The 12,267-nt window shown below is 64.1% G+C and carries 10 protein-coding genes; 3 read left to right on the top strand and 7 right to left on the bottom strand.

Features of this window, described 5'->3' with window-relative positions; translation table 11 throughout:
• The first annotated feature begins 9 nt into the window (after positions 1-9).
• Positions 10-981, top strand: coding sequence for a YCF48-related protein (locus tag CAG33_RS25345; protein ID WP_085640971.1), 972 nt, complete (start codon positions 10-12; stop codon positions 979-981).
• 62 nt (positions 982-1,043) lie between these two features.
• Here CAG33_RS25345 and CAG33_RS25340 read toward each other — a convergent pair whose 3' ends face one another.
• Positions 1,044-1,913 carry a phytanoyl-CoA dioxygenase family protein gene (locus tag CAG33_RS25340; RefSeq protein ID WP_085633745.1) on the bottom strand — a complete coding sequence of 290 codons (870 nt, stop codon included), beginning with the start codon at positions 1,911-1,913 and terminating at the stop codon, positions 1,044-1,046.
• A gap of 252 nt (positions 1,914-2,165) precedes the next feature.
• Here CAG33_RS25340 and CAG33_RS25335 point away from each other — a divergent pair, with 252 nt between their 5' ends.
• Together CAG33_RS25335 and CAG33_RS25330 are read left to right on the top strand one after the other, a co-directional pair.
• Entirely contained in the window at positions 2,166-3,425 is a 1,260-nt protein-coding gene (locus tag CAG33_RS25335) for a CdaR family transcriptional regulator (protein ID WP_218189707.1), read from the top strand.
• A 78-nt stretch (positions 3,426-3,503) separates the two neighbouring features.
• Positions 3,504-4,046: a hypothetical protein gene (locus CAG33_RS25330; RefSeq protein ID WP_085586551.1), complete on the top strand. Its 543-nt coding sequence runs from the start codon at positions 3,504-3,506 to the stop codon at positions 4,044-4,046.
• A 25-nt stretch (positions 4,047-4,071) separates the two neighbouring features.
• On the opposite strand, the gene CAG33_RS25325 is transcribed toward CAG33_RS25330, so the two are convergent.
• The 6 genes from CAG33_RS25325 to CAG33_RS25300 all read right to left on the bottom strand — a co-directional run bounded on the left by CAG33_RS25325 (position 4,072) and on the right by CAG33_RS25300 (position 12,246).
• Positions 4,072-5,121: a hypothetical protein gene (locus CAG33_RS25325; RefSeq protein ID WP_085640969.1), complete on the bottom strand. Its 1,050-nt coding sequence runs from the start codon at positions 5,119-5,121 to the stop codon at positions 4,072-4,074.
• Between the two features lie 72 nt (positions 5,122-5,193).
• Entirely contained in the window at positions 5,194-7,569 is a 2,376-nt protein-coding gene (locus tag CAG33_RS25320; protein ID WP_085586546.1) for a hypothetical protein, read from the bottom strand.
• A gap of 10 nt (positions 7,570-7,579) precedes the next feature.
• On the bottom strand, positions 7,580-8,719 hold the full coding sequence (locus tag CAG33_RS25315; protein ID WP_085640967.1) for a hypothetical protein: 1,140 nt from the start codon (positions 8,717-8,719) through the stop codon (positions 7,580-7,582).
• Positions 8,698-10,143 carry an alkaline phosphatase family protein gene (locus tag CAG33_RS25310; protein ID WP_085640965.1) on the bottom strand — a complete coding sequence of 482 codons (1,446 nt, stop codon included), beginning with the start codon at positions 10,141-10,143 and terminating at the stop codon, positions 8,698-8,700. Before CAG33_RS25310 ends, CAG33_RS25315 begins: the two co-directional genes overlap by 22 nt.
• Positions 10,133-11,365, bottom strand: coding sequence for a metabolite traffic protein EboE (gene eboE / locus CAG33_RS25305; protein WP_085640963.1), 1,233 nt, complete (start codon positions 11,363-11,365; stop codon positions 10,133-10,135). The genes CAG33_RS25310 and eboE overlap by 11 nt, the downstream gene beginning before the upstream one ends.
• Positions 11,362-12,246: a TatD family hydrolase gene (locus CAG33_RS25300; RefSeq protein ID WP_085586538.1), complete on the bottom strand. Its 885-nt coding sequence runs from the start codon at positions 12,244-12,246 to the stop codon at positions 11,362-11,364. Before CAG33_RS25300 ends, eboE begins: the two co-directional genes overlap by 4 nt.
• Between the last annotated feature and the right edge of the window lie 21 nt (positions 12,247-12,267).

Raw genomic sequence — 12,267 nt, 5'->3', positions numbered from 1 at the left:
GAGAGAGTCATGCGTAACGGTTTTTTGTCCATCGGCGTGTTGATCGCCGCGATGCTGCCGCCGTTTTCCTTGCAGGCTTCGCCGTTGCAGGTGGTGCCGGCGGTGCAGTCGGAACATGCCAGCCAGGCGACCATGCTCGATGCGGTCTGGGCCGGCGAGCGGGTGGTCGCGGTCGGCGACCACGGGATCGTGCTGCTGTCGGACGACCACGGTAAAAGCTTTCGCCAGGCCAGCTCGGTGCCGTTGTCCACGCCGCTGACGGGGGTGTCGTTCGTCGACGCCAAACGGGGCTGGGCCGTGGGCCATTGGGGCGCGATCCTGGTGACTGCGGACGGCGGCGACTCCTGGCAGGTCCAGCGGATGTCCAACGAAGAGGACCGGCCGCTGTTCGCCGTGCATTTCTTCAATGCCCAACAAGGTGTCGCCGTGGGGCTGTGGTCCCTGGTGCTGACCACCGAGGACGGCGGACTGACGTGGACGGAGCAGACCTTGCAAGCGCCGCCGAGCGCGAAGAAAGCGGACCTCAATTTGATGGGGCTGTTTGCCGATGGCCAACACAAGCTCTATGCCACCGCCGAACACGGTCAGATCCTGCTTTCCGAGGATGAAGGCAAAAGCTGGCGGTACATCAGCACCGGTTACGAAGGCACGCTGTGGTCCGGCGCCGTGTTGGCAGACGGCAGCCTGTTGCTGGGCGGCCAGCGCGGCACGCTGATGCACGGCACGGCCGAGGGCAAGGACTTTCGCCGAGTGCCGACCCAGAGCAAAGGCTCCGTCACGTCGGTGGCGGTGTCCGGCGGTCGGGTGCTGGCGGTCGGGCTGGACGGGCTGATGATGAAGAGCAGCGATGGGGGAGAGCGCTTCGAGGAGAGTCAGTCGGTGGATGGACTTTCGCTGACGGCGGCGCTGCTCGATCCGCAAGGGGCGCCGGTGCTGTTTTCCCGCCGTGGCGTGTTGCTCACGTCGTCGACAGGGCAGTGAAAACGGTTCGGGGGAAGGCGGTTGCCTTCCCCCGAACCTTTTGCATCGGTCAGAGCTTGAGGTCAGAGCTTGAGATAATCCGCCAGGTCCGCGTAGTCATGCTGCCACAGACCCGGGCTGGCAAGGGGGTACTGCGAACGGAAGCCGATGATCTTCTGCACGCGAGGGGAAAGGGTTCTGACCACTTCAAGCGGCACGATCAACGGATAGGCTTCCTCGGGCGTCAGGATCGAGGCCTGCAGCGGGATCGTCAGGCCACGACGGAATTGGTCGGCTGTGACGTTGGCGCCGCCGCCATGAACCACTTTGCCCCCGAACAGCACGGCGTCACCGGCCTTCAGCTCGACGGGAATGGTCATCTCGGGCGATCCCACATCCTCGAAGTTGTCCCAATCCTGGCTCCCTGGAATCACCCGTGTGGCGCCGTTTTCTTCGGTGAAGTCGGTCAGGGCCAGCATCAGGTTGGTGATGGCTCGCGGTGCATGCTTGTCCATGGCCACGAACGGATAGTACTGGGCCGAGTCCCGATGCAGCATCTGCGCGGTGTTGCCCGGGCCGATCTCGATGAGTTGCGCGGTGGTCAGCCACCAGTCGCCGCATTCCGACTCGTAAAGTTCACGGCCGATTTCGTGGAAGAGGTCGTCATCGAGGATCTCTTCGCGGAATGTCTTGCTGTAGGTAATGAGGTTGGTGAGCCGCTTGGTTTGATAGCCATGAAAATCCTTGACCAACTGAAGTTCATGTTTCGAACCGGCATTCAACGCCGCAAGCGGTGCGTCCAGTTCGTGGTTGATGCGTGCGACTTGCTCCGGCGTCATGAAGCCCCGGATGATGACCGCACCCGCGCCGTCACTGAGCGAGACGATTTCCTGCGCTGAGTTTGAGCGGGTGACGATAGGCAGGCTGGCGGTTGAATTTCGATCGCTGGACATTGAAGCGACTCCAATTAAAGAGGAACGGATTTCGCGCAGGCGGGCGCTCAGAGACGCATTGAACTGCGTCACTGGACAGGCCGGCCGTTACGGAAGTGACTGCACTGAACTCAAGACAAGTGTGCAGAAGCAGGGTGCTTCTTTAGGGTCATTTGGTTCAGGCAGTGGGTTCATGCTATTTTTGCCGGGCACTTTCGACAAGATACAAAGTGCACCATTCCAATGGCTTTTTTGGGTTGATTTGAACATCACATGAACACCACCGCACAACCCTGGCCACGCCCGTCGGAAGCCGTTCGCGAGCTCATGCGCAAAGGCGCGGAGAGGGCGCAAAGCCTGCCGCCGGAATGGATCGAGCGCCTGAACCAGTCACTGTTTTCGTCGCCCGAGGACGAGAAGCTGCTGGAGGATCCGGTGATCCTCGCGGCGTGCCGACGGGCCAACCGCTCGGAGTTGCTGCATTGGGCGAACGCCAACATGCAGCGCCCTGGCGAGCCGGTGGGGGTTTATGTGTCCGCCGACATGGTGGACACCGCCCGGGAGCTGGCGCGCAGAGGGCTGTCGGAAGTCCTGATGAACTCCGCCAGAACCACGCAAAGCGCGGCCTGGGAAATGTGGATGAAGATGGCCTTCGGCCTGACGCAGGATCCGGTGCTGCTTGAAGAGTTGCTGGAGGTGTCGTCCCGCTCCATCTCGGAGTTCATCGCCGGCAACATGCGGGTGATCACCCAGATCGTCCTGGAAGAAAAGAGCGCACTGACCCACCACGACCACATCGACAAGCGCAGCCTGGTCACGCGGCTGCTCGATGGCCGCGACGTGGACAGCGAACAGTTGAGCCAGCGGCTGGGCTACTCCCTCCAGCAGAAACACTATGCCTACGTCATCTGGAGCGAGATCCAGGATGCCGAGATCCGCCCGCTGGAAGAGATGGCCCGCGCCCTGGCTCGCCTGACCGGCACCGCGGCGCCCCTGATCGTGTTCGCAGGTCCCGCCACCGTTTGGCTCTGGGCCGGCGCGGCAAAGCCTTTGGACCCAAGCTTGCTGCAGGGCGTGGTTCAGCAGTTCCCGAAGATCCGCGCGGCCATCGGCTCTCCTGCGGCGGGCCTGAACGGCTTCCGGCGTTCGCACCTGGAGGCGCTGAACACGCAAAGCCTGGTGGGGCGGCTGGCTGGCGCGCCGGCGGTCACCCGCATCGACCAGGTGCGGATGGTTTCCCTCATGACCCAGGACGCCCGGGCGTCCAAGCAGTTTGTGGTGAGCACCCTCGGTCGGCTGGCGACCGAGTCCACGGTGCTTCAGCACGCACTGCATGCGTTCCTGGCCAACGGTTGCAACATCACCCAGACCGCCGAGGCCCTGGGCACCCACCGCAATACGTTGCTGCGCCGTCTGGAACGGGCCCAGGACCTTTTGCCCATCGAGTTTGCCGACCACCGTATCCAGATTGCCGCAGCCCTTGAACTGTTGATCTGGAACACCCCGCTGAATGAAGACGACAGCCTTGCGTGAGTCGGTTCCGCTCACGGTTCTGCCATTCGGTTCCTATATTGTTGATCATCCCTGTTTGCTGTTTTTGAGGAGCTGTCGATGCACCCCGTAACCCCGGCAGAAGAACGTCGTTTCGCATTCGAAGCCCGCCGCCTGACCATCGAAACGCTGGTCAAAATCTATCTTGAGCAAATTTCCGTCTCGCGCGGATTGGTGACGGTGTACCTGCGCCTGATGTTCACGCTGTCGCTCGGCGCGTTGGCCGGCGTAGTGACGCTGTACGGCGCGATACTGCGCTTCAGCGTGTCCGCCAGCCTCGACATGATCACTGCGCTGGAGGCGGGGTGCGCGGTCATGGCCCTGGGCTCGCTGGTGGCTTCCGCCATGCTCTCGGCCCGCGCCTTGCAGCAAGGCGCGTTCGACGCGGCGCCGTTCCTGCATGATCCGTTTCCCAATGCAGGCTCGGTGATCGACTCGATCTTCGAGTCGAAGGACCTCGACGAGCAGCAGATACTCGAACGGCTGTATTTCGCGGTCGGCAAAGTGGTCGAGCATCAGCCCAAGCTTCGGGTCAGCACGCGGGTGACGACGATGCTGCTGATCTTCGGGCTGCTGATGACCGGGGCTTCATTCCTGATTTGAGGTTTCGGCGCAGGGCCTTTCCCCTTTAGAGCTGCACCCGACGCAACCGGCCGCGCAGCGGCACCACGCCGCCCTCCGGCGTGGGCAGCGGCCGGCCCGTCAGGCCCATGCCTTCGCTGATCAGCACCGCGTCCTGCAGCACGCACAGGTTGGAGGGGGTGTCGAGGTCGCGGGCGAGCACGGTCACTTGGGCGGTTGTCAGGTCGCAGCGCAGCAGCCGTCCGCTGAATCGGGTGAAACCGCCGTGCCGGGGCTCGCCTTGCCAGTCGGCGGTCAAGGGTTGCTGCAGGCGCTCGCAGAGTTCCAGCACCAGTACATCCCCCTCGGGGCTCAGGGCCAGCCCGGTGGGCAGTTGCAGGCCGTCGATCAGGCGCTCGATCTGCCCGCTGTCCGGCCACACCCGGACCACCTGGCCGGCCTTGTCGGCGAAGTCGATGCCCTTGCGATCCGGATCGCCGTGCAGTTCGCCGGAGAACAGGCTGATCAGCACGGCGTCCGTCGCCGGTTCGTGCACCAGGGTGACGGGCACCGCTTCCTGGCCCTGATCCAGGTCGGGCAACCGAACCAGTACGCTTTCCTCTTGGCCGGGCCTGAACGCCACCAGTTCGTTGGTATCGGGCTTGACTGCCAGCCAGCTGCGGCGCCCCGGGTGGTAGCACAGGGCGTTGAGGTTGCCCCGGCTGTGGCACACCGGTTCCGGCGGGCTGTAGTGCAGGTCGAGCAGTTTGGAGCCTTCGACGTAATCGGTCTGGCTGACCAGGCAGCGGTCGTCACCGAACGCGATGTCCGACAGCCCCATGATTTCGTCCCGCAGCATGCGGGCCTGCATGTTCATGGCGCGGAAACCCTGCGCCAGGGTTTCCCTAGGCAGGTAAGCGCCGGGGGTGTGCGGATCTGGCCGCAGCCGGCTGATCCGGCCGCTGAACGGTTCGTCCGGCAGGCCGGAACCGGCCTCGGCCAGCAGCAGGCTGCCGTCGGCGTCGGCGCAGACGCCGCGGGGGTTCAGCAGGCCTTCGGCGATGATCGTCTGGGGGCGCAGAACCTCGTGGGGCTGCGCCGGGATGTGCATAGGCATGGGTCTCTCTCCGTGGACAAGCGCCGGGTGACAGGCCTGTCACCCGGCGTTCCTGCGTGAAGCGCTGCCGCTTCAGGCCTTGCGTGGCGGGTAGTCGCTCAGGCTGAGCGGGACGGGTGGGTAGTTATGCTTGACCAGCGCGTTCGCCCACAGCTCCAGGATCGCCCGCCGGCTCTGCGGCAGGTCCCGGGTGATGGGCATCGCCAGGGTGCTTTCTTCCTGGTACTCCTTGCTGATCAGCACGATGAACTGGTCGATGGCACCTTCGATCCGCGGCAGCGAATTGAGCGGCATGTACTTGTTCATGATCGGGTACAGGTAATAGAAGGGCTCCAGGATGCGCGGGTAGATGAAGGTCGTCCAAATCAGCTCGCCGGCGTCGGCTTGCCGGTAGATGCTGTTCCACGCATCCACGAAGTCCTGCTCCATCTGCGGCTCCCGCGGCAGGACGCGCAGCGGCGAGAGGAAGTCGAGGTAGGCCTGCCCCGTCTCGAAACTGAAGGGGATGGCCGGCGGCTGCCCGCTGTCGTGCAAGAAGAAACGCAGGGTCGGGAAGCCCGCCGCCCGTCCGGTGACGGTCAACCGGGCAACGCCGTTGGCGTCGGTCTGGATCCGGGTGTAGCTGTACTGTACCGAGCCGTTGGGCTCATCCTTCAGTTGCCCTTCTGCCAGGATGGGGTTCTCGTACGACAGGCAGGGGCTCAGGGCCACCGAGCCTGGCGTGGGCAGGTACTGCCGGTAGCTGACCGGCTGCTCGGTGGGGGACGACACGGCTTCGCGGGTCGCGACGAGCTGACGGCCCGTACCTTCGTTGACCTTGCGGGCAACCGCAGGCATGCCTTCGAACTGGGGCAGGTTGGAGGTGTTCTTCGAACGGTCTTGCGGATGATCGATGAACAGAGTGAAGTCGGCCGGGTTGCTGAACGCCAGGTAGTAATCGGACGTGCCGACAAGGTACGGGTTGTTGTACTCCGCCACCGTCAGCACGGTGCCTTGCGGCGCGGGCTGGCCGTCGCGCTGCACCATGATGTGCAGCGTGCGGCTCTCGCCCACGTCGATGAAGCTGCCGCTTTCGACCACCTCGGCGGTCCACATCTGCTGGGTCGCGGCCACCACGGGGGGAGACGTCTGCAATTGCAGCTCAAGGGTGCCGCTTTGCAGTTGCTTCTGCGCCTCGGCGTCGAGCGGCAGATCGAGGATGCCCGAGCGTTTGTCGAACTCGGACTGCCGGTATTCCTTGAAGCCGAAACCCGCCAACGGGGTGAACTGGTCGCCTTGGCGTATCCCGAGCTTGTAGTTGCCGGCCTCGAACTTTTCCGCCACCGGTATGGGGGCCTTCGAGTCGAACGCGTAGCTGGGGAAGGTGTTCAACAGATCCAGCGACAAGGTGTCGCCATGGGCCTGCGCCGAGATGACGCCCAGCGTCACCTTGTTGTCGGCTTGTCCGATGCCGGTGACGGGAACCGGCTTGGCCGGAACCAGACGCCGGCCCGACGGCGCCGTCGGGTACTCGCCGTCCAGCCACAGGCCCAGGGTGCCTGATGTGCGGCTGTAGGCCGGGTTGAAGAAGATGCTGCCGACGTTGTCCAGCCCTTGCTGGTACATGTCCTGCAGCTTCGCCAACGCCAAGGGCGAATCGGAACGGGTATCGACGAAGGGGTAGTTGTTGAACACGCCGTTCCTGTCGTAGCAGGTCAGGTAGGAGGAAAACCGGAACATCAAGCCTTGGGCGTTCTGCTGTTCCATCTGTTCCTTGAGGTTTCGCAGCAGGGCCGAATCGCCGACGGCCCAGTTCAGGTTCTCTCTCGGGAAGCAGGTTTGCCAGGTGACGGTCACGTAGATCAGGCCGCGCAGCGTCGCCGCCCAGTTGAAGTTGAGGAAGCGGTCCAGCATCCGGTACTGCCGGTTGAGCGTCAGGCCGCACTGGTCGTCGCCCAGCACCAGTTTGTCGAAGTACAGCGCCGTGAAGGTGTTCTCCCAGGGGCTGACGTCGACGAAGCGGGCCGCCGTGGGGCTGGTGCTGCCGAACGGGTTGCCGATCAGGTTGTAGGTCTGGTTGATCAGCGGATCCTGATCGACGTAACCGCCGTTGGGCAACTCGCCGCCGATGATGACGGAGCGGGTCTGGTCGTAGTTGACGGTGCCGCAGGCGTTGTCGCCGAACAGATCCCATTCACCGGGCAGCATGGTGGGGGAGCTCATGCCGACGTTGCCCGGCACCTGGGTGACGTAGGCGGGTGCCTCGTGCAGCACCCGTGGGGTGATGATCCAGGGCATCAGGTCGGCGGCGGCGTTTTCCGGCGTGACGTTGTAGTGCTCCAGGAACCGCCAGTTCATCTCCATCTTCACCGCGTCGTAGAGCGGGTAGGTGTCGTTGTTGTTGGCCGTCGGCGGGTTCCAGAACATATGGCCGTTCATGTAGATGCGGGGGAAGTTCAGTACGCTCATGTCATGCTCCTTAGCGTTGCCACTGGGCGCGCTTCAGCGACCAGACAAAATCCAGTTTGTTGTAACCGGCGAAATCCGATGCCGGCACCAAGGCAGTGGGGTAAACGATGCCTCCTTGCTGTTTCAGAGCGAAATTGAAGTAGCCGTCTTTCTTCGAGTACGCGGCGGTGTCGTGGCAAGCGAAACACGAGGACTGGCTCTGGAAGGCCGACTCCAGCTGAGAGTTGGCGAGCAGGGTGGGGGTCGTCCGGATCTGCGTGCCGATCTGTTCGTATTGCGCCAACTGCGGGAACTGGCCCTGGAACTGCGTGTTGACCGGCTGCGCCGCCGGGGTGGGGCCGGTGCTGTTGGTCATTGGGGTGGGCGGGATCGCATTGGTCACGGTGTACTTGCTGTTGTTGCGGTTCTCGAAGGTGGTCCACACCCAGCCGGGGTTCAGCTTGTTGATCACGTGCAGGGCGCTCAGCGCGGCGTAGCCGACCTGATACCCGTCCTTGTCCTGGTAGTAGGCCTGGCCGATGTAGTAACCGTCGTCTTCCAGCCGCTTCTGGTAGGCCGGGTCATTGCCGATCCACAGCCAGCCGGACTTCAGCTCCCAGGCGTCGGAAGGGAAGGCCAGGTTGCTGGTCAGCGCGTACTGACCGTTCATGTTGTAGACCTGCTTATCGACGATGTAGTCGAAGGTGCCTTCGCCCATCAGCAACTGGAACCGCACCGGCTTGCCGCGCTCGGCCTCCGGCACGTCACCGCCCATTTCCAGGATCAGCCCGTCCACCTGCTGAATGGCGTTGAGGTTGTGGAACACCCGGTTCAGGTTCATCTTCTGCTGCGTGGCCTTGTCCAGCACGGCCTGGGGCGTCGGCACGCGCTGGGCGTAGGGCAGGGGCTGGGCTCCGTTGCTCAGGTACACCTGGTCCGACGGTTTCATGGTTTCCCAGACCCGGTCGGGGCTGTTCGCGGACGCCGGCTGGTTCAGACAGGCGAACCAGTTCCAGCTCATGGTTTCCGGGCTTTGCGCGAATTCGGCCCGGGTCTTGTTCAGGTCGCCGCCGAATTGCAGGAAGTTGCTGCAATCGAAGGTGTCGTTCGTTCCCGCCTGGGCTAATCCTGCCAGGGTACTGAGAACGGTTATGGAGATGGCTCGCCGCATGTGAGCTCCTTGGCATTGGCCAGGTGGGTGTAGGTCTGCCCCAGGAAATGCCGCAGGAGCAGTTGTTGCACCGCCGTCGCCGCCAAACGCTGCGGCAACGGCAAGTCGCAATCGGTGATGAGCAAAGGGCCGGTCTGTTCGTCGGCAGGCGGCCGGCCATGGCTGCCGCGGACCAGTGCCGTGTCCAGCGGAATCAGGTCCATGTAGTAGCGAAAGCCGAGCTTCTTCTGCAGCAGGCGGCGCGCCACTCTCAGTTTCGGAAAACGGATGGCCGGGTCGATGAACAGCTCCAGCGGGTCGTAGCCCGGCTTGCGGTGGATGTCCACGGTGCGGGCGAAGTCGGGCGCCTTGCGGTCGTCGAGCCAGTAGCGGTAGTCGAACCAGTGTCCCGCGGCAGCCACGGCCACCAGCTCGCCGCTGCGCGGGTGATCCAGTTGCCGGGCGCGCTGTTCGCCTTTGTCCAGCACCTGTTCGATGCCCGGTTCCCGCTGCAGCAGCGCCTTGACCCGAGGGATGTCGCGGGCGTGCTTCACATAGATGTGCGCGACCTGATGATCGACCACCGCGAAGGCGGCGCTGGCGCCCGGATCCAGCAGCTCCCAGGTCAGCGACTGGCGCACCTGCAGCAGGCCTTCCGAACGCAGTGTGCGGTTGATCGACACCGAACGTTCGACGGCTTCGATCCCGTACTCGGACAGCAGCATCACCGCCGCGCCCTGTTCCCGGGCGAAGTCCAGCAGGCGGCCGACCTCGCTGTCGATGGCCTGCACTTCGGCGCCGACCGAAGGATGATCGGGCCCTACCCGTTGCAGGCTGTAGTCGAGGTGCGGCAGGTAGATCAGTTGCAGGTCGGGCCGGTTGAGCCGGAATTCCAGCAGGGCGCAATCGACGATCCAGCGGCTGGAGGCGATGCCGGCCGCCGGTCCCCAGAAGCCCGGGAACGGGAACTCGCCGATCTGCGCCTCGATGCGCTCGTGCAGCCCCGGCGGCGACGAATACAGGCCGAACAGCTTGCGGCCGTCGGCCGGGTAGTGGGGGCGCGGGGTGATCGAGGCGTCTACGTCCGCGTACATGTTGTACCACCAGAACAACTGGCTGCAGCGAAACCCCGGCAGCTCGCGCTTGAGCACGTCCCAGACCTTCTCGCCCTGGATCAGCGCGTTGGGCTGCAGCCAGAAACGCACTTCGGCCTGGTCTCGGAAGTACCAGCCATTGCCGACGATGCCGTGCCCGGAGGGCGGCAGCCCGGTGAGGATCGACGCCTGCACGGTGGACGTGACGGCCGGAAACGACGGTTGCAGGCTGGCCATCTGTGCTGTCTTCAGCAGCGCATTGATGTGCGGCGTGTTGGGCCCCAGCAGCGCCGGGGTCAGCCCGACCACGTTGATCAGCAGCAACGGTTGACGCGGACGGTCAGAGGACATCGGCGCTGATCTCCTGTGCGTGGGCTTTCAGCAGGCGCCGCTGGCGGAGTTGCGCCTCGACCCAGCGCAGCTCGGCACCGATCCCTTGAAGCAGCGACTGCTCATCGGCGGGCCGCAGCGACGTGGGCAACACGCCCCAACTGTAGGTCTCGACTTCCAGCACCGGACGAAAGTCCCCATGGTCGGCCAGATAGTCGAAGGTCTGCGCCAAGGCGATCTGACTGCCGCTGAGTTCAGGCAGCAGCAAGTGTTCGCTGAACAGCGGCACGTGGAAATGGATCCTCAGCTCGGGGAATCGCCCCGGATGCTTCGCGCAATCGTCGAGCGCAGCGGGCAGGTCCGGCCAGGCCCTCAAGCGGCCTTCGGCATCACGTGCCTTGACCTGATGCAGGTACGTGGCTTCTGAAAACGCGCTCAACACCTCGAGGATGTGCCGGGCCCGGTTTTCGTCCAGAGCGGCCAAGCGGCAGATCAGCGCGTTGGACAGCTGGATCTTGCCGACCGGCACCCCGGCCTGGCGCAACCGGCTCAGCGACTGATAGCAGTCTTCGAACATCACCGCCTGATGGCAGACGTCGAAACAGAGCGCCAGGTGATCATGGTGCGGATCGACGGCTTGCCAATGGCGGAAGAACGCGAGGGCCTGGTCGGTGTTCTCCAGCACGCAGTCGGGCTCCATCTCCAGACAGAACACGATCTTCTTCCCCATTTCCCGGTGCAGCTTGGCCAGCGACGCAGTGAGTTGGCGCAACTGATGCTCGGCCCGTTGCTGCAATGCCGGGCTCCAGCGGGCGGCATACCCCAAGGGGACAGTGGAGATCACGCCCTGAGGGCAGTCCGCCGGCAAGGCCTGCGCCAGCAGGTGCGCCAGGTCTAGGCTGTAGTCCAGGCGTTCCGGCATGGACCAGTCGGGCAGGTAGACGTCGGCCTTCACCGCGCCGTCATGGAACTGCCCGTAGGGAAAGCCGTTCAGCGAGGTCAGCCTCAGCCCTTTTTGTTGCAGCAGACTCAGGAACTGCGAGCGTGCCGGCGCCTGCCGCAGCTCGGCGGCGGCGCGGGCGCAGATCCACAGGCCGCTGTCCTGTTCGCTGAAGCCCCGCAGCCGGCGCACGCCCTGAAAGTGCCGCTCGATGGAGGCCCGCAGCCCGGCCAGGTCCTGAGTCGGGTGCACGTTGCTGCAATAGCCGACCTGGGCGGCCGTCCAACCGGCGGCTGCGCTCATTTGATCACCGGATCCTGACCGCGCAGGGCGGAGTTCTCTTGCCACTGCTTACGTTGGTCGATGGGCAGCGGCGTGCTGACCAGGGCCTTGTCGAGCTGGCCGCTCTGGGCGAAGAAGTCCACCGGGTTGTGGAACAGCACCTTTTCGACCTGGGCCTCGCTGAAGCCGGCGTCCAGCATGGCCTGGCCCGTCTTCGGCACTTTGAGCGGATCGCTGATGCCCCAGTCGGCGGCGCTGTTGACCACCATCTTGTCCGTGCCGTACTGCTGGAGCAGCGCGACCATGCGCGTTTCCGACATCTTGGTGTTGGGGTAGATCGAGTGGCCGCGCCAGCAAGCGGTCTCCATCACCAGCGGCAGGGTCAGTTCGTTGAGGTGATCGATGATCACCTGATGTTCCGGGATCCCGACTTCACGGATCACGGCCAGGGTGCGTTTGGTGCCGCCGATCTTGTCGCGGTGCGGGGTGTGCACCAGCACCGGCAGCTTGTGCCGCTTGGCCAGCTCCAGTTGGATGCACAGGAAACGGTCCTCGGCGGGCGTGATGTCGTCGTAGCCGATTTCGCCGACGGCCACGACGCCGTCCTTCACCAGATAGCGCGGCAGTATCTTCAGCACTTCGTCGGCCACCGACAGGTCATTGGCCTCCTTCGGGTTGAGGCCGATGGTGCAGAAATGATGGATGCCGAACATGCTGGCGCGAAAGCGTTCCCAGCCCAGCAGGGTGTCGAAGTAGTCCACGAAGCTGCCGACGCTGGTTCGGGCCTGGCCCTGCCAGAACGCCGGCTCGATCACCCCGGTGATGCCGGCGGCCGCCATGTTCTGGTAGTCGTCGGTGGTGCGGCTGACCATATGGATATGCGGATCGAAATACTTGGGCATGGTGACTCCTCGTCAAAGGCA

It is taken from the genome of Pseudomonas sp. B3(2017) (assembly GCF_002113595.1).
Lineage (GTDB): Bacteria > Pseudomonadota > Gammaproteobacteria > Pseudomonadales > Pseudomonadaceae > Aquipseudomonas > Aquipseudomonas ekonensis.
This window is presented reverse-complemented; position numbering and strand designations above follow the sequence as displayed.

Excerpts from the sequence above, each read along its gene's own strand:
- CAG33_RS25345 (WP_085640971.1), top strand. The coding sequence starts at position 10 with ATGCGTAACGGTTTTTTGTCCATCGGCGTGTTGATCGCCGCGATGCTG.
- CAG33_RS25340 (WP_085633745.1), bottom strand. The coding sequence starts at position 1,913 with ATGTCCAGCGATCGAAATTCAACCGCCAGCCTGCCTATCGTCACCCGC.
- CAG33_RS25335 (WP_218189707.1), top strand. The coding sequence starts at position 2,166 with ATGAACACCACCGCACAACCCTGGCCACGCCCGTCGGAAGCCGTTCGC.
- CAG33_RS25330 (WP_085586551.1), top strand. The coding sequence starts at position 3,504 with ATGCACCCCGTAACCCCGGCAGAAGAACGTCGTTTCGCATTCGAAGCC.
- CAG33_RS25325 (WP_085640969.1), bottom strand. The coding sequence starts at position 5,121 with ATGCCTATGCACATCCCGGCGCAGCCCCACGAGGTTCTGCGCCCCCAG.
- CAG33_RS25320 (WP_085586546.1), bottom strand. The coding sequence starts at position 7,569 with ATGAGCGTACTGAACTTCCCCCGCATCTACATGAACGGCCATATGTTC.
- CAG33_RS25315 (WP_085640967.1), bottom strand. The coding sequence starts at position 8,719 with ATGCGGCGAGCCATCTCCATAACCGTTCTCAGTACCCTGGCAGGATTA.
- CAG33_RS25310 (WP_085640965.1), bottom strand. The coding sequence starts at position 10,143 with ATGTCCTCTGACCGTCCGCGTCAACCGTTGCTGCTGATCAACGTGGTC.
- eboE (WP_085640963.1), bottom strand. The coding sequence starts at position 11,365 with ATGAGCGCAGCCGCCGGTTGGACGGCCGCCCAGGTCGGCTATTGCAGC.
- CAG33_RS25300 (WP_085586538.1), bottom strand. The coding sequence starts at position 12,246 with ATGCCCAAGTATTTCGATCCGCATATCCATATGGTCAGCCGCACCACC.